Annotated in this window: 14 protein-coding genes; 8 read left to right on the top strand and 6 right to left on the bottom strand. The window is 70.7% G+C overall.

Features of this window, described 5'->3' with window-relative positions; genetic code table 11:
* The first annotated feature begins 14 nt into the window (after window positions 1-14).
* On the top strand, window positions 15-2,267 hold the full coding sequence (locus G401_RS0130745; RefSeq protein ID WP_027345507.1) for a helicase-associated domain-containing protein: 2,253 nt from the start codon (window positions 15-17) through the stop codon (window positions 2,265-2,267).
* Here the strand turns inward: G401_RS0130745 and G401_RS0130740 are convergent.
* From G401_RS0130740 to G401_RS49560, 6 genes are all read right to left on the bottom strand, one after another.
* Window positions 2,237-3,226: an N-acetylglucosamine kinase gene (locus tag G401_RS0130740; RefSeq protein ID WP_027345506.1), complete on the bottom strand. Its 990-nt coding sequence runs from the start codon at window positions 3,224-3,226 to the stop codon at window positions 2,237-2,239. The genes G401_RS0130745 and G401_RS0130740 overlap by 31 nt on opposite strands.
* Window positions 3,223-4,464, bottom strand: coding sequence for a 6-phospho-beta-glucosidase (locus G401_RS0130735; protein WP_027345505.1), 1,242 nt, complete (start codon window positions 4,462-4,464; stop codon window positions 3,223-3,225). The genes G401_RS0130740 and G401_RS0130735 overlap by 4 nt, the downstream gene beginning before the upstream one ends.
* Before the next feature lie 2 nt (window positions 4,465-4,466).
* Window positions 4,467-5,309, bottom strand: coding sequence for a carbohydrate ABC transporter permease (locus G401_RS0130730; RefSeq protein WP_027345504.1), 843 nt, complete (start codon window positions 5,307-5,309; stop codon window positions 4,467-4,469).
* A complete protein-coding gene (locus tag G401_RS0130725) occupies window positions 5,306-6,286 on the bottom strand; it encodes a carbohydrate ABC transporter permease (protein ID WP_027345503.1) in 981 nt (326 codons plus the stop codon). Before G401_RS0130725 ends, G401_RS0130730 begins: the two co-directional genes overlap by 4 nt.
* A gap of 3 nt (window positions 6,287-6,289) precedes the next feature.
* Window positions 6,290-7,621 (bottom strand): ABC transporter substrate-binding protein, encoded by a 1,332-nt coding sequence (locus G401_RS0130720; protein WP_027345502.1) that lies wholly within the window; start codon window positions 7,619-7,621, stop codon window positions 6,290-6,292.
* A gap of 141 nt (window positions 7,622-7,762) precedes the next feature.
* The gene (locus G401_RS49560) at window positions 7,763-8,923 is read right to left on the bottom strand and encodes an ROK family transcriptional regulator (RefSeq protein ID WP_245601896.1); all 1,161 of its coding nucleotides are present in this window, start codon (window positions 8,921-8,923) and stop codon (window positions 7,763-7,765) included.
* A gap of 330 nt (window positions 8,924-9,253) precedes the next feature.
* On the opposite strand from G401_RS49560, the gene G401_RS0130710 reads away from it, so the two are divergent.
* From G401_RS0130710 to G401_RS56275, 7 genes are all read left to right on the top strand, one after another.
* Entirely contained in the window at window positions 9,254-9,769 is a 516-nt protein-coding gene (locus G401_RS0130710) for a helix-turn-helix transcriptional regulator (protein ID WP_027345501.1), read from the top strand.
* Window positions 9,770-9,946: 177 nt separating this feature from the next.
* A complete protein-coding gene (gene prfB, locus G401_RS0130705) occupies window positions 9,947-11,068 on the top strand; it encodes a peptide chain release factor 2 (protein ID WP_027345500.1) in 1,122 nt (373 codons plus the stop codon).
* A gap of 180 nt (window positions 11,069-11,248) precedes the next feature.
* Window positions 11,249-11,929 (top strand): cell division ATP-binding protein FtsE, encoded by a 681-nt coding sequence (gene ftsE, locus G401_RS0130700; protein ID WP_027345499.1) that lies wholly within the window; start codon window positions 11,249-11,251, stop codon window positions 11,927-11,929.
* Between the two features lie 70 nt (window positions 11,930-11,999).
* Window positions 12,000-13,007, top strand: coding sequence for a permease-like cell division protein FtsX (locus G401_RS56280; protein WP_027345498.1), 1,008 nt, complete (start codon window positions 12,000-12,002; stop codon window positions 13,005-13,007).
* A 54-nt stretch (window positions 13,008-13,061) separates the two neighbouring features.
* Window positions 13,062-14,348, top strand: a complete 1,287-nt coding sequence (locus G401_RS0130690) for a peptidoglycan DD-metalloendopeptidase family protein (protein ID WP_027345497.1) — start codon at window positions 13,062-13,064, stop codon at window positions 14,346-14,348.
* A gap of 110 nt (window positions 14,349-14,458) precedes the next feature.
* Window positions 14,459-14,935 (top strand): SsrA-binding protein SmpB, encoded by a 477-nt coding sequence (gene smpB, locus G401_RS0130685; protein WP_027345496.1) that lies wholly within the window; start codon window positions 14,459-14,461, stop codon window positions 14,933-14,935.
* 109 nt (window positions 14,936-15,044) lie between these two features.
* Complete coding sequence (locus tag G401_RS56275) at window positions 15,045-15,794, top strand: hypothetical protein (RefSeq protein WP_211240888.1); 750 nt, start codon at window positions 15,045-15,047, stop codon at window positions 15,792-15,794.
* Window positions 15,795-15,818 lie beyond the last annotated feature (24 nt).

Below are 15,818 nucleotides of genomic sequence, written 5' to 3'. Positions count from 1 at the left end.
GTGACAGTGGCTGCGTGACCGAGGACCGCGTGACCCGCTGGCTCGCCGGGCACTCCTCGGAGCGCCTCGCCGCCCTCCTGCTGACCCATCCCAGCTTCTTCGGGGTGGCGGGGCCGGCGGGCCCGGTGCGCTCGCTGACGGAGGTCGCCCGGCGGCTGCGGGATCCCGGCGTCGCCCGCGAGGTCATCGTCACGATGCCGAAGCCGCTGCTGCAGGTGTGCGAGGCGCTGGCGGCGCTCGGCCCGGAGCCGGTCGGCCACGACGCGCTCGCCGCGTTCCTCGCCCGCGACCCCGCCGACGTCGAGCTGACCGAGGCGCTGACCCAGCTCAGCCGGGTCGGCGTGGTGGTCGCCGAGGAGGACGAGCTGGTGGCGCCGGCCCCGCTGCGGGTCATCTTCCGCCGCCCGCTCAAGCTCGGGCCGCCCGCCGCCGACCTCTACGGCCGGCTCGCCCCCGCCGAACTGCTCGCGGTCGCCGAGCGGCTCGGCCTGCCGACCGCGCACCGCTCGCCGCGCAAGGTCCTGGCCGCGCTGGTCGCCTTCGCCCGGGATGCCGAACGCGTACGCGATCTCGCCGCGTCCGCGCCGGGGCGTACCAGTGCGGTTCTGCGGTCCTATGCGGACGGTGGGCGTACCGGCGACCTCGGCGACGCCGACGCGTACTGGGGGCTCGAACACGGCCTGCTGGTCCGCGTACCGGGGTGGGACGCCGGGGTCGAGATGCCGGCCGAGATCTGCCTCGCGCTGCGGGGACCCGGCTACGTCGCGCCGTTCGACCCGAACCCGCCGGTGGTCGCCGCCTATCCGGCCCCGTCCGGATTCGTGGAACGGGATTCGGCCGCGGCGCTCGCGTCCGCTGTGGAGGGTCTGCGGGCCGTCGTCGACGAGTGCGGCCGGCAACCGCTGGCGCTGCTGCGTACCGGCGGGGTGGGCGTACGCGAGCTGCGCCGGCTGGCCAAGCGGGTCGGCCGGGACGAGCAGGAGGTCCGGCTCTGGGTGGAGATCGCCGAGGGGCTGGCCGCGCTGTCCAGCGACGACGCCGAGACGATCTGCGTGACGGACTACTACGAGAGCTTCCGCCGCCTGCCCCCGGCGCAGCAGGCGGACCTCGTCGTGCACGGCTGGCTGCACGCGCCGACGCTGCCGACCTGGCGACCGGCCGACGGCCGCCAGGAGCCGGCGCTGCTGAGATATGGCGCGGAAGCACTGCTCTCGCAGATCCGCATGACGGTGCTGGAGGTGGCCGGCCAGGTCCTGACCGATGTGGACGGTCGCCCGCTGGCCCTGCCCGACACGCCGGCCGGGATGGCCGCCTTCGTCGCCGCCGTCGCCTGGTACGCGCCGGTCCTCGCGGCCGACCTCGCCGACGGGATCCTGGCCTCGATCTGGACCGAGGCGGCCGTGCTCGGGCTGGTGGCGCAGGGCGCGCCGACCCGGCTCGGGCTGGCCGCCGTGCGCTACGCCGAGGACGAATGTCCGATCAGGACGGTCACCTCCGCCCTGGTCGGCCCGGCGACCGAGGCCGGCATCTTCCAGGCCGACCTGACCGTCCTCGTCCCCGGGTTCGCCTCGGCCGCCCTGTGCGACCTGCTCGACAGCGCGGCCGATCGGGAGAGCCGCGGGATCGCCTCCACGTGGCGGTTCTCCGAGAACTCCGTACGCCGCGCGCTCGACGCCGGGGCGACCGCCGACGGGCTGGCCGAGTCGCTGGCCGAGGCCGCCCGGCCCGGATCGCTGCCGCAGCCGCTGCGCTACCTGATCCAGGACGTCGCCCGGCGGCACGGTGCCCTGCGCGTACGCCAGGCCGGCTGTGTGATCAGCTCGGCCGACGAGACGCTGCTGGCCGAGGTCCTCGCCAACACCCGGCTGCGGGCGCTCGGCCTCTGGCAGCCCGCCTCGGCGGTGCTGGTGTCCGGCCGGGGCGTCGCCGAGACCTTGGCCCACCTGCGCGCCGCCGGGTACGCCCCGGTCGAGCAGGGCCCCGGTGGCGGCCTGGTGCTGGAGCGGCTGGAGGTCCACCGGATCCCGGCGCCGGTCGCCGAAGGCTGCGACGCCGGGCCCGGTGAAGACTTCCTCGACCCGGTCCCGGCCGAGGCGGGCCTGTTCGACCCGCTCGACCTCGCCGAACGGCTGCTGCGTGAGCACGACGAGAGCAGTGATCACTACTCGGCGACCCCGGCCGGCGACGGCGACGAGACCGGCGGCGCGGTCGGGCAGGACCGGGAACAGGAGATCGACTACCTGGAGCGGCTGTTCCGGATGGAGTGACGCACGGCCGCCTTGGCCTCCTCGGTGGCGCCGAGCGCGTCCAGGCCGAGCAGGACCGCACCGGTGACAGGCGGTTCGGCGAGGATGCGTACGCGCGCCCCGGGCACCTCCTCGGCCAGGCCGCCGAGGATGCCCTCGTGCAGCAGGTCGTGCCGGGCGGTCAGGACGCCGCCGCCGAGCACCACGTCGACCTGGCGGTCGAGCAGCCCGATCCGGCCGGCCGCGACCGAGGCGAGGGCCACGATCTCGGCCGCCTGACGGCGTACCACGGACAGGGCGACCGGGTCGCCGGCGTCGGCGGCGGCGAACAGCAGCGGGGTCAGCTCGTTCACCCGGTCCCCGGCCAGTTCGCCGAAGTGCAGCGCCAGGCCGACCGCTTCCACCGTGGGCAGCCCGAAGTGCCCGGCGACCGAGGTCTGCAGGGCCGTGGCCGGTCCGCGGCGGTCCTCGCCGCGCGCGGCGTGCCACAGCGTCAGGCTGGCCAGATGGTGCCCGCCGCCCCAGTCGCCGGTGATCGGCCCGAGGGCGGGAAAGCGCGCGGTCTGCCCGGCCGCGTTGCGCCCGACGCAGTTGATGCCCGCGCCGCAGACGACCGCGATCGCGTCCGGCTCGTCGGTGCCGGCCCGCATCAGCGCGAACGTGTCGTTGTCCACGCGGTGCTCGGCGGCCCACCCGGCCTCGGCCGCCGCGGCCATCAGGATGTCCACCTCGACCGGAAGGTCCGCCCCGGCGAGGTAGACCTCCGCCCGGGTCAGCTCCAGATCGGCCGGCAGGCCCGCCTGGGCGCGGGCCTGCCGGATGAGGCCGTCGAGCAGCGCGATCGAGCCCGGCACGCCGAGCAGGTGGGGCGACGACGCCGGACCGCGCACGCTCGCCAGGACGGCGCCGTCGGCGTCGGCGAGCACCACGTCGGTCTTCGAGTTGCCGCCGTCCGCGGCGACCAGGATCGCCGCGCTCACGGCAGGAACGCCTTGTTCGCCGCGAGCAGGCGGTCCGCGAGCCCTGCCGCGACGTCGCCCTGGCCGGTGGTCGGGTGGGCCAGCAGCGCGCGGTAGACCCGCTCACGCCCGCCGTGCAGGGCCGCCTCCAGAGCCAGTTCCTCGTACGCGCTGACGTGTGCGATCAGACCCCGGATCGCAGGGTCGAGATACCCGGCGGGCGCCGGGTGCGGCCCGGTCGCGTCGACGTCGGCGCAGACCTCGATGACCGCGTCGTCCGGCAGGAACGGGAAGGTGCCCCGGTTGCGGACGTTGACCGAGTGGTAGCCCGGCTCGCCGTACAGCGACCGGAGCAGGCCCACGGCCGCCTCGGAGTAGAACGCCCCGCCCCGCTTGCCCAGCAGTTCCGGCTTCGTGTCCTGGGTCGGGTCCGCGTAGATCTCCAGCAGCTGCCGCTCGATGTCCGCGACGGCCTGACCTCGGGTGGGCGTACCGCGCTCCTCGGCGACGACCTCGTCGTGGCAGTAGAAGTACCGCAGGTAGTAGGACGGGATCGCCTGCTGGGACAGGAGGATCGCCGGCGGCAGCACCACCCCGGCGGCCAGCTCCTCGACGTGCTTGTCCAGCATCTCCGGCAGGTGGTCGACGCCGTTCACGCGTACGCCGCGCTCCCAGGTCAGGTGGTTGAGGCCGACGTGGTCGAGGCGTACCTGCTCGGGCTGGACCCCCAGTTCGGCGGCGAACCGGCGCTGGAACCCGATCGCCACGTTGCACAGCCCGATCGCGCGGTGCCCGGCGTCCAGCAGGGCCCGGGTCATGATGCCGACCGGGTTGGTGAAGTTGATGATCCAGGCGTCCGGCTTCGCGAGACGGCGTACCTGCTCGGCGATGTCCAGCACGACCGGCACCGTACGCATCGCCTTGGCGAGACCGCCCGCGCCGGTGGTCTCCTGGCCGATCCGGCCGAACTCCAGCGGGAAGGTCTCGTCGCTGATCCGCGCGGCCTGGCCGCCCACCCGCAACTGGATGAGGACCACGTCCGCGCCGTCGAGGCCCTCGGCGAGCGTCGAGGTCCAGGTGACCAGGCCGGAACCGCCGTAGCGGCCGAAGATCCGGGCGGAGAACCCGCCCACGACCGCCAGCCGCTGCGCCGCCGGGTCGATCAGCGCCAGCTCGGACACGGGCAGTCCGAGCCGGGCGATGCCGTCGACCAGCTCCGGTGTGTAGGTCGAAGCTCCGCCGACCACTGCGATTTTCATGGCTAACCCTTTACTCCGGTGAGCGTCACGCCCTGAACGAAAGCCTTCTGGGCGAGGAAGAACAGCGTGATCACGGGCACCATCGTGATCAGGGTGGCGGCGCTGACGAGGTGCCATTCGACGTGGTGCAGGGAGCGGAACGAGGCCAGCGCCAGCGAGATCGTCCAGTGATCGTCGTTCTCGCTCGTGTACAGCAGCGGCCCGTAGTAGTCGTTCCACGCGAAGAAGAAGCTGAACATCGCCGTCGCGGCGATGCCCGGCCGGGCCATGGGCAGCACGACGCGCAGCAGGGTCCGCCATTCCCCGCACCCGTCCATCCGGGCGGCGTCGAGATAGTCGTCCGGGATGGTCACCAGGAACTGGCGCAGCAGGAAGATCGAGAACGCGTCCCCGCACAGCATCGGCAGGATCAGCGGCCAGAGCGTACCGGTGAGGTGGGCGCTGGCCCAGAGCATGTAGAGCGGCACGGTCGTCACCTGCGCCGGCAGCATCATCATGCAGATGATCAGCGTCATCGTCAGGCCCCGGCCCCGCCAGCGCAGCTTCGCCAGCCCGTACGCGGCCGGGATGCTCGACAGCAGCATGAACCCGGTCGACAGGCAGGCGTACAGGACGGTGTTCCCGAGGTACTTGAGCAGCGGCGTCTTGGCGAAGACGGCCGCGTAGTTCTCCGGATGCCAGCTGTGCGGCCAGAGATCCGAGGTGAAGGTCTGGTCGCTGGTCATGAAGGACGTCAACAGGAGGAACAGCACCGGCGCCAGGAACATGAACGCCAGCGCGATCGCGATGGCGTGCCGGGCGACGAACACGAGGAACCGCTTCGGCTGCGTACGCTGCGTGTTCACCGGTCACCGCCGATGAACGTCCGGAAGCGCTTGAGCAGGACCACCGTCACCGTCATCGAGACCACGAACAGGACGACGGCCATGACGTTCGCGTACCCGAAGAGGTTGTAGCGGAAGCCCTCGGTGTAGAGCCACATGGGGTAGGTGAGCATGGAGTTCTCCGGATAGCCGAAGGTGCCGGAGACGCCGCCACCGCCGGTGACCTGATTGGACGCGACGCTCGCGGCCACCGCGGCCTGGGTGAAGTACTGCAGGGTGCCGATGACGCCGGTGATCGCGGCGAAGACGATGACCGGGTTGATCGCCGGCAGGGTGACGTAGCGGAAGCGCTGGAACGCGTTCGCCCCGTCGAGCGCGGCCGCCTCGTGCTGCTCGACCGGTACGTCCAGCAGCGCGGCCACGAAGATGATCATCAGGTCGCCGACGCCCCAGAGGGCCAGCAGCACCAGCGCAGGCTTGGCCCAGGCCGGATCGTTGAACCACCGCGGCCCGTCGATGCCCAGCGTACGCAGGAAAGCGTCCACCGGCCCGGTCTGCGGCTTGAGCAGCAGGACGAAGGCGATGGTGGAGGTGACCGGCGGGGCGAGGGCGGGCAGGTAGAACAGCACGCGGTAGAGGCCGCGGGCGCGCTTCATCGCGTTGAGCAGCATCGCGGTGAGCAGCGCGGCGAGCATGCGGGCCGGGACCATGACGACCGTCAGCCACAGGGTGTTGTATGCGGCCTGCCCCACCAGCGGGTCCGAGAACAGGTACTTCCAGTTGTCGAGGCCGACGAACTCGGGCGGGTTGAGCAGTGAGAAGCGGGTGAAGGAGAAGTACACGGCGGCCGCGAGGGGATAGCCCAGGAAGACCGCCAGCCCGATCAGGGCGGGCGCCATGAAGGACAGCACGACGAGGCGGGAGCGCCAGGAGCGGTGGCGCGAGCCCCGCCGGAGGACCGGGCGTACGCGGTCCCCCGTCAAGGTGATCGAGGACATGGCTCAGCCGGCCAGCTTGATGAGCTGGTTGACCTGCTTGTCGACATCGGACAGTCCGGCGGCCAGGTCGGTCTTCTTGCCGGACTGGTAGGAGTCCAGGAACGTCTGGAACGTCTCCTGGTACGCCGGCCCGACCGCGCTCGGCGGCGTCGTGCCGCTCTGCGGGTTGGCGAAGATGTCGAGGAACGTCTTGAACTCGGGGTCGGCGGTCAGATCCGGCGACGTCAGCGCCGAGGTGACCGTCGGGACGTTCCGGATGCCGTTGGACAGCTTGACCTGCGCCTGCGTGTCCATCGTCAGGTACTTCACGAGCGCCCAGGCGGCCTCGGGATTCTTCGCCGTACGCGACACCCCGATGACGTTGCCCGTGATGTAACCGGCGCCGTACCGGCTCGCGTCGCTGACCGGCAGCGGAGCCACGCCGAAGTCCAGGGTGGGCGCCTGGCCGCGAAGGAACGCCTGCGACATCCGCCATTCGCCGTCGACGGCCATCGCGACCTGGCCCTTCTGGAAAGCGTTGTCGGCCGACCATTCGTCACCCAGCGTCGCCCGGAACTTGTCCAGCTGTGCGTAGCCGTACCAGTCGACGAGATCCTTCTGCCACTTCAGCAGGGTCTGCCAGGCCGGGTCGCTGCCGACCGCCGAGGTGCCGTCGCCGTTGAGCCACTTCGCGCCCACCATGGGCCCGAAGTGCGCGGGGGAGTTCTCGTAGAAGCCCCACAGCGGCAGGAATCCGGCCCGCTGGATGGTGCCGTCCGGCTTGCGTACGGTGAGCTTCTTGGCCATGTCGGTGAGCTCGTCGAGGGTCTTCGGCGGTGCCGTGAACCCGGCGTCCGACAGCAGCTTCTTGTTGTAGTAGAAGCCGTACGCGTCCGCGAGGAACGGCATCGCGCAGCGCTTGCCCCGGAACTCCGTGTAGGAGCGGACGACGGGCGGCATGGCGTCGAGGTTCACTTTGTCCCGTTCGATGTACGGGGTGAGGTCGATCCAGCCGCCGGTGGCGCAGAACTTGCCGACGATGTCGGTGGAGTAGCTGATGGCGACGTCGGGGCCGGTCCCCGCGCCGATGGCCTGGACGACCTTCGTGTCGTCCTCGCCACCCTTGATCTTCACATGGACCTTGGGGTACTTGGCCTCGAAATCGGCGATGATCGCGTCGACCGTCTTCGCCTCGTTCTCGGTGAAGAAGTGCCACAGCTCCACGTCGCCACTGGGCTCGACACCGGGGCTGGCGACGGGGGCGGGGGCCGGGGCGGGCGTACAGGCGGCGGTCACGCTGAGCGCGACGGCCAGGCCGGTCAGCACGACCGGAAGGCGGCGCGGGGTACGCAGCATCGAAGGTGCTCCTCTCGGATGACCTTGCAGGGTTTCGGTAACGGGGGATATGAGCTGATAAAACGGGTGCACCAAGCCACGGCGCCGTCGGCGCCGTTCGTGGTGGTGTTTCTCCGGTGGGATGCGGGGGGTGTGGCGGCCTTAGGCGGCCGGCACGTTGGTGCGCAGTGCGTTGATCAAGCTGTCGCGCACTGTGCGCAGCCCGGCATCGAGCGCGCCGAGCAGGACCGCGTCATCGGTGATGCCGGTGACCGCGATCGTGATGTCGAGCGGGGTGGTGGCGGAGATGGCCGCGCGTACGCGCTGCGCCAGCTCCTCGCTGCCGGCCTGGGCGACCTCGCCCGCCAGCACGATCAGGGGTGGGTCGAGCACGCCGGCCACGGCCGCGACGCACTGCGCGACCCGGGCGGCGAGCTCGTCCAGGAAGGCCGCCGCGGTCTTGGCCGACGACGCGACGGCGGCCGCCACGACCTCGCCGGGGCTCGCCGCGGCCGCGCCCTTCGTCAGGCCGAAGCCGGCGGCGAGCTCCACGACGGCCGGGCCGCCGACGAGCTCCTGCAGGTCCCGCGGGCCCTCGCCGGCGCGGCCGACGGGGACGTAGCCGATCTCGCCGGCCCCGCCCCGGGCGCCGCGCAGCAGCGAGCCGCCGAGGTCGATGGCCAGGCCGAGGCCCTCGCCGAACCAGACGAGCGCGAAGCTGCCGCCCTCGGCCGCGACGCCCCGGCTGCGCTCCGCGATGGCCGCCAGGTTGACGTCGTTCTCGACCTCCACCGAGGCGTCCAGCCGCTCGGCCAGCCCCTCGACCAGGCCGGGCCGGGCGAAGCCGGCGACGTCGATATGCCGGATGACACCGGCGCCCGCGTCGTACGAGCCGGGGACGCCGAGGTGTACATGCGACACCTTCCCCCGCTCCAGGCCTGCCTCGTCGGCCAGCCGCTCGACCATGCCCGCGATGACGCCCAGCGGGTCGGTCTTGGACAGGTCGACAGGTTCCTGCCGGCGGGCGTGGACGGTGCCGGCCAGATCCACCAGCGCGGCGGTCAGCTCGGGCCGGTGCAGGTCGGTCGTCTCCCGGACCGACACCGCCACCGCGTACGCCGCCGCGGGATTGGCCGCGTAGATCTCGGCGTTCGGCCCCGGCCCGCCGCGGGTGTGCCCGACCACGATGGCCAGTCCGGCGTCGGTCAGTCGGCGTAGGACGTCGGATGTGGTGGGTTTGGACAAACCGGTCAGCTCGCGCAGGTCTCCCCGCGTCAGCGTGCCGCGGTCGAGCAGGTGGGCGAGGGTCGCGCTCTCGTTCATGGCGCGCAACAGTTTGGACGAACCGGCCAAACGGCCTGCGGACGGCGTCCGCGCCTGGTGGCGCAGCATGCGCGGCCCCCTCGCTCGTGGTGGACGCCGGGCTGGCGTACCCGCTTGGTGATCGTAGTGGATCGGGACTGTTAGGCAAACTGACTAACTAAAATCGGAGGGTAAACGAGCAGGAGGAAGCCGTCAAGAGGATAAACCGGACAGCTACTCGTCGTTATCCTCCGACCGTCTGGTCCGCCCTGGACTGTCTCCGCAAGACAGTGCACAGTGGAATGAGCGGAAATAGTGGACAGAGGACCGACAAAGTGGCAGCGTAGAGGCATGGCGGAAGCAGGAATCAACGCAACCGCGGCAGCCGTTCTCGGCTTGCTGCATGAAGGACCCATGACAGGCGGCCAGCTCATGGCCGCTGCGGACCGGCGCCTCGGGGCGTACTGGTCGATGACTCGCAGCCAGGTCTACCGCGAGCTGCCCGCGCTCGCCGAGCTTGGCTACGTCAAGCTGGGCAAGCCCGGACCCCGGGCGAGCCAGCCGTACGCGATCACCGCCGCCGGAAAGCGCGCGTTCAGCCGATGGCTGGGCGAGGCGCCCGGCCGCGACCTGGTGCGCAACCCCACGGCCCTGCGGGTCGCGTTCGGTGCGCAGCACGGCGCGGGTCAGCTCAAGGACCTGGTCGCCCGGGCGAACGAGTACCACAACGAGGCACTCGTGACCGCTCGCGAACAGGCGAAGGAAGCCAAGAAGGAGGGGGACGACTACGGCGCCGCGGCGCTCGACTTCGCCGTCTCCTACCACAAGGCCGCTCTCGCCTGGCTGAAGACCGCACCGGCCAAGTAGGGCCGAGCCGGTCATCCGGGTCTGTACCACCCGCGAGGGCGCCGGGGGCACACGGCGTCACATCTCGCACCCGTTTGACTAAGTAAATACGGTTAACCGCCTGGGCGGCCGGTTCCCTTTCGAGGACCGGCCGCCCACGCCGTTCCGCCCGGCGGTATCCGCGTAGTCTTTATGGACGTGACCGCCGCTGATTACGCCGACCAGTTCAAACACCTCGATGCCACGCTGCGCAACGTCGAGACGGTGCTCGACCTCGACCGGCTGCGCCGGGAGAAGGCGGATCTGGAGGAGCAGGCGTCCGCGCCGGACCTGTGGGACGACCAGGCCCATGCGCAGGTGGTGACGTCCAAGCTGTCCTACGTCGGCGGGGAGATCAGCAAGCTGGAGAAGCTGCGCTCCCGGCTCGACGACGCCCAGGTCCTGCTGGAGCTGGCCGAGGCAGAGGGCGACCCGGCCTCGCTGGCGGAGGTCGGCACCGAGCTGACCGGCCTGGCCAAGGCGATCGAGGACGTCGAGGTCCGGACCCTCCTGTCCGGCGAGTACGACTCCCGGGAGGCCCTGGTCAACATCCGGGCCGGCGCCGGCGGGGTCGACGCCGCCGACTTCGCCGAGATGCTCCTGCGCATGTACCTGCGCTGGGCCGAGCGGCACGGCTTCCCGACCGAGGTCTACGACACGTCCTACGCCGAGGAGGCAGGCCTGAAGTCTGCCACTTTCGCTGTGAAGTCGCCCTACGCGTACGGCACGCTGAGTGTCGAGGCTGGTACGCACCGCCTCGTTCGCATCAGCCCGTTTGACAACCAGGGCCGTCGTCAGACCTCCTTCGCGGGCGTCGAGGTGCTCCCGGTCGTGGAGCAGACCGACCACATCGAGATCCCCGAGAACGAGATGCGGGTCGACGTCTACCGGTCGTCCGGGCCGGGCGGGCAGTCCGTCAACACCACCGACTCCGCCGTACGCATCACGCACATCCCCACTGGCATCGTCGTGACCTGCCAGAACGAGAAGTCGCAGCTGCAGAACAAGGCGTCCGCGCTGCGCGTACTCCAGGCCCGGCTGCTGGAGCGCAAGCGGCAGGAGGAGCAGGCGAAGCTGGAGGGCCTGAAGGCCGACGCGGCCGGCTCCTGGGGCGACCAAATGCGCAACTACGTCCTGCACCCCTACCAGCTGGTCAAGGACCTGCGTACGGAGCAGGAGAGCGGCAACCCGTCCGCGGTCTTCGACGGCGAGCTCGACCAGTTCGTCGACGCCGGCATCCGCTGGCGCAAGCAGCGTCAGCTGGCGCCCGACGAGGACTGATCGGCCGGGCCGGGTGGTGGCCGCGAAGCCGCCGGCCACCACGGTCGGTAAGCGATCTGAGGCGCAGAGCACACGGTCAGCCGAACGGCCAGTTCTTACCGTGCGAAAGAGTGAAGCCCAGGCCCCGCCGCACCGGACTTGGACGGTGCACGTCGAGAAGAACCGGCTAGACTCCCGGTCGTGATTCGCCTAGAGCATGTGACCAAGACCTATCCGAAGGCGTCCCGACCCTCGCTGGACGACGTGTCGGTCTCGATCGAGAAGGGGGAGTTCGTCTTCTTCATCGGTCCGTCCGGCTCCGGCAAGTCGTCGATCATCAAGCTGTTGCTGCACGAGATGGCGCCCAACCGGGGCAAGGTCGTCGTCAACAACAAGGACGTCACCTCCATCCGCGGCTGGAGCATCTCCAAGTTCCGCCGCACCATCGGCTGCGTGTTCCAGGACTTCCGGCTGCTGCCCAACCGCACCGCGTACGAGAACGTCGCGTTCGCGCTCGAGGTCATCGGCAAGTCGAAGGCCGTGGCGCGCCGGGTCGTCCCGGAGGTCCTGGAGCTGGTCGGTCTGGGCGGCAAGGAGCACCGCTACCCCCACGAGCTGTCCGGTGGCGAGCAGCAGCGTGTGGCCGTCGCCCGCGCGTTCGTCAACCGGCCGCTGATCCTGCTGGCCGACGAGCCGACCGGAAACCTCGACCCCGACACCTCCATCGAGATCATGCGGCTGCTGGACCGGATCAACCGGACCGGCACGACCGTCGTCATGGTCACCCATGACTCCAACATCGTGAACCAGATGCGCCGCCGCGTGATCGAGATCGAAGGCGGCCGGATCGTCCGGGACCAGGCGCGTGGCGTCTACGGCTGAGCCGGCGTACCCCGCCGGGCCGACCCGTACCCGACTGATCTGAAGCCCCCTTCCTCCGGAGGAACTCCCGATGCGTGCCAAATACGTCCTGACCGAGGTCTTCGTCGGCCTGTGGCGCAACGTCACGATGACGATCGCCATGATCATCACGATGGCGGTCTCGTTGACGATGCTGGGTGCCAGCCTCATGCTCTACCTGCAGGTGGGCGACATGAAGGACTGGTACTACGACAAGGTCCAGGTCTCCGTCTTCCTCACCAGCGACATCTCCGACCAGCAGCGCGCGGACCTGAAGACCCGGCTGGAGACGGACCCCGCCGTCCAGAAGGTCTTCTGGGAGAGCAAGGAACAGGCGTACGAGCGCTTCAAGCAGCAGTTCCGCGACCTTCCCGACCTGGTGAAGTCGATCGGCCCCGACTCGCTGCCGGAGTCCTTCCGCGTCACGCTGAAGGACCCGAACCAGTCGACCGCCTTCAAGACGGCGCTGGAGAAGGCGGCCGGCCTCGACACCACCGCGACCACCGACGACGGCACCGCGGCGTCACCGTCGGCGGATCCGAGCGCCTCACCGAGCGGAGGCACCGGCACCACCACCGCGACCACGGCGGCCGGTGACACCAAACCCATCGCCGGCATCAAACAGGTGGTCGACCAGAAGAAGCTGCTGGAGAAGATCTTCAGCATCATCGGGTCGGTGCAGAGCATGGCCCTCATCGTCTCGGTGGCGATGGGTATCGCCGCCCTGCTGCTCGTCGCGAACACGATCCAGGTCGCGGCGTACAGCAAGCGGCGTGAGGTCGCGGTCATGAAGCTGGTCGGCGCGTCGAACTGGTTCATCCAGGCGCCGTTCGTGCTCGAGGCCGTGTTCGCCGCCCTGCTCGGATCGGTGCTGGCCTTCCTGGCCCTGGTCGCCGGCAAGGTCTTCCTCATGGACGGCTCGCTCAGCGACCTCAACCAGATCCTCACCCCGCTCAGCTGGGGCCGGGTCCTGCTGATGCTGCCCATCATCGCCCTCATCGGCGGTCTGATCAGCTCGATCACCGGTTGGGTGACGCTCCGGGCGTACATCAAGAAGTAATCCCCTTTGGGGCATTTCAGCCGTACAGGCGGTGCATGTCGGTAAGCTGCCGATATGCACCGCCTCGTCGGTTTGTTGGGCCCGCTTCTCCTCGCCGTCGCCCTGGTGCCCGCGCCGGCCGCCGCAGGATCGGGTGGCCTCGCCGGCGGCAGGCTGTCGGCGATCAGCCGGCCCGACGACCCGCACGACGACTACAAGCGGGCGCAAGCGCAGCTCAAGCAGGCTGGAGCCGCTCTCGACGGGGCCACCAAGAAGGCAGCGGACGCGGTCGCCCGCTATCAGGCCACCGCCGCCCGGCTGCCCGCCGCTCAGGATCGCGTCGCCCAGGCTCAGGGAGCGGTGGTCGCGGCGGGCGTACAGGCCGACACCGCCCGGCGTACCGCCGACTCGGCGACCCTGGCGCAGCACGAGGCCGAGAACACCGTCGCGCAGCGCAACGACCAGGTCGCCGCGGCCCGCGGCCGGCTCAGCTCGTTCGCGGTCGCCGCGTACACGGGAAGTGCCGTCGCGGAGTTCAACATGCTGCTGGAGGTACGCGACCCCGGCGACATGGTGCAGCGGATCGGCTACCTGCAGCGGATCACCGAGACGGAGCGGTCCGCGATCGACCGGGCGCGCGCGGCGCGGCTAGCCGCCCAGGCCGCTGCGAACTCCGCCGAGCTGGCGCGGCGCCGGGCCGTCGACGCGCAGGCCGCGGCGCGGGAGCGACTCGCCGACGCCCAGGCGGCGCAGGACGAGGCCACCGCGGCGGTGAGCGCCCTGGCCCAGCTGGTGACCGACCAGAAGGCGGCGGCCGCCGCGGCTGACGCGCAGCGGGCGGCAGTGCTCCAACAGTACAACGAGCAGAAGGCCGAGTCCGAGCGGATCGCGGCGGACCTGCGGGCCTGGGAGCGGGCGCACGCGGCCACGCCGGCCCCGGTCCTGCAGCCCGGGGCGCGGCTGCTGACACCGGTCGCGGGCTGGAAGAGCAGCGACTTCGGCATGCGTTACGACCCCTACTACCACGTCTGGCAGCTGCACGCCGGCGTCGATCTCGCGGCCGACGAAGGTACGCCGATCTACGCCGCCGCCGCCGGAACGGTCACGTACGCGGGTTGGGCCGGCGGTTACGGCAACTACACGTGCGTCCGGCACGGGCTGTATCGGGGCCGGACGATGAGCACCTGCTACGGCCACCAGTCCCGCATCCTCGTCGACGTCGGGCAGCGCGTACGCCAGGGGCAGCTCATCGGACGGGTCGGGACGACGGGCGCGTCGACGGGCGACCACCTGCACTTCGAGGTGCGCTTCGACGGGGACCCCGTCAATCCGCTGCCGTACCTGCCGTCCTGCCTCTGCTAGGGCGCGACCGGGACGCGGTCGGGGCGCGGTCGGGGCCAAACCCGTTGGGCGCGATCTTGTGCGGCGGGTAGACTTGCCCGGCTCCCACGACCGACGAAGGAGGGTGAGTCATGCCGCGCGAAAAGGGCCGCAAGGTGGTCGCGTCCAACCGCAAGGCGCGCCACGACTACGCCATCCTGGAGACGGTCGAGGCCGGCATGGTGCTGACCGGCACCGAGGTCAAGTCGCTGCGGATGGGCCGGGCGTCGCTGGTGGACGCGTTCGCCCAGGAGCGCGACGGCGAGCTGTACCTGCACCAGCTGCACATCCCCGAGTACACGCAGGGCACGTGGACCAACCATGAGCCCCGGCGTACGCGCAAGCTGCTGCTCAACCGCGGCGAACTCGACAAGCTGATCGGCAAGCTGCACGAGTCGGGCCTGACCCTGGTGCCGCTGTCGCTGTACTTCTCCGACGGCTGGGCAAAGGTCGAGCTGGGCCTGGCCCGCGGCAAGAAGTCGTACGACAAGCGGCAGGACATGGCCGAGCGCGACGCCAACAAGGAGATCCACCGCGCGCTGGGCCGCCGCAACAAGGGGATGGACTAGTACCCGACCGGCCCACGCCGCTTACCCCCGCGGGGCGGTATCGTGCGACTCGCTCATGTTCGCCCGCCGAACCCCCGGCGTGGTCGCGAGTTTGGGGAGGAACAGTCGGGTGGCCAGGCATCGCCGCGATGATGAACCCTTCGGTCCGAACACGGCCTCGACGGACGTCATGCCGGCAGTGGTCTCGTCGAGCCGGTGGAACCGCCGCAGCGCGAGCCCGCTGCTCATCACGGCCGGCGCGATCGCCCTGACCCTGGTCCTGTCGGTGGGCGCGTGGGCGCTCGCGGGCGGCGGGTCCAAGGACAACCCGCTCGTGTTCCCCTGGAGCTCCGGCAAGCCGGGCGAGATCAACGTGTCTGTGAGCATGCAGCCGACCGACGAGCCCAGCGACGAGCCCGCACCGTCGCCATCGGACTCCCTGTCGCCCTCGGCCCATCCGATCAGGAGCAGGTCGGCCTCGCCGTCGGCCACCCCGTCGGCCACGACGACCGCTGCCGCCGCGCCGAGTGCGCCGGGCGGGTCGCCGTCGACCGGAGCAGGCATGATCACCGTCGGCTGCGCGAACCAGGGCTGGTCCGACGGGCGTACCGGGTATGTCAAGGTGAACGCCGAGATCACCAACGGCGGCACCGCACCGATCGCCGTCACGGCGGCCTTCGCCTTCGACCGCCGGGTGACCCTCATCCAGGTATGGAACTCCAGCTCCAGCGTGAACGCGGCGGACCGGTTCGTGCTGGCCGGCGATCGCCAGCTGAGCGCCGGCCGGCAGGTGGACATCGGCGGCATCGTGGTCGGCACGAGCAAGATTCCCGACAGTGTCGTGGTCAACGGCCAGACTTTCAGCTGTTCGACCAGGTGAGGCAGCTGAACTGAGGGCGGCGGT

Source organism: Hamadaea tsunoensis DSM 44101 (genome assembly GCF_000428945.1).
Lineage (GTDB): Bacteria > Actinomycetota > Actinomycetes > Mycobacteriales > Micromonosporaceae > Hamadaea > Hamadaea tsunoensis.
The sequence above is the reverse complement of the archived record's forward strand: the minus strand, read 5'-3'. Positions and strand labels throughout refer to the sequence as shown.

Excerpts from the sequence above, each read along its gene's own strand:
- G401_RS0130735 (WP_027345505.1), bottom strand. The coding sequence starts at position 4,464 with ATGAAAATCGCAGTGGTCGGCGGAGCTTCGACCTACACACCGGAGCTG.
- G401_RS0130725 (WP_027345503.1), bottom strand. The coding sequence starts at position 6,286 with ATGTCCTCGATCACCTTGACGGGGGACCGCGTACGCCCGGTCCTCCGG.
- G401_RS0130720 (WP_027345502.1), bottom strand. The coding sequence starts at position 7,621 with ATGCTGCGTACCCCGCGCCGCCTTCCGGTCGTGCTGACCGGCCTGGCC.
- G401_RS49560 (WP_245601896.1), bottom strand. The coding sequence starts at position 8,923 with ATGAACGAGAGCGCGACCCTCGCCCACCTGCTCGACCGCGGCACGCTG.
- G401_RS0130710 (WP_027345501.1), top strand. The coding sequence starts at position 9,254 with ATGGCGGAAGCAGGAATCAACGCAACCGCGGCAGCCGTTCTCGGCTTG.
- G401_RS56280 (WP_027345498.1), top strand. The coding sequence starts at position 12,000 with ATGCGTGCCAAATACGTCCTGACCGAGGTCTTCGTCGGCCTGTGGCGC.
- G401_RS0130690 (WP_027345497.1), top strand. The coding sequence starts at position 13,062 with ATGCACCGCCTCGTCGGTTTGTTGGGCCCGCTTCTCCTCGCCGTCGCC.
- smpB (WP_027345496.1), top strand. The coding sequence starts at position 14,459 with ATGCCGCGCGAAAAGGGCCGCAAGGTGGTCGCGTCCAACCGCAAGGCG.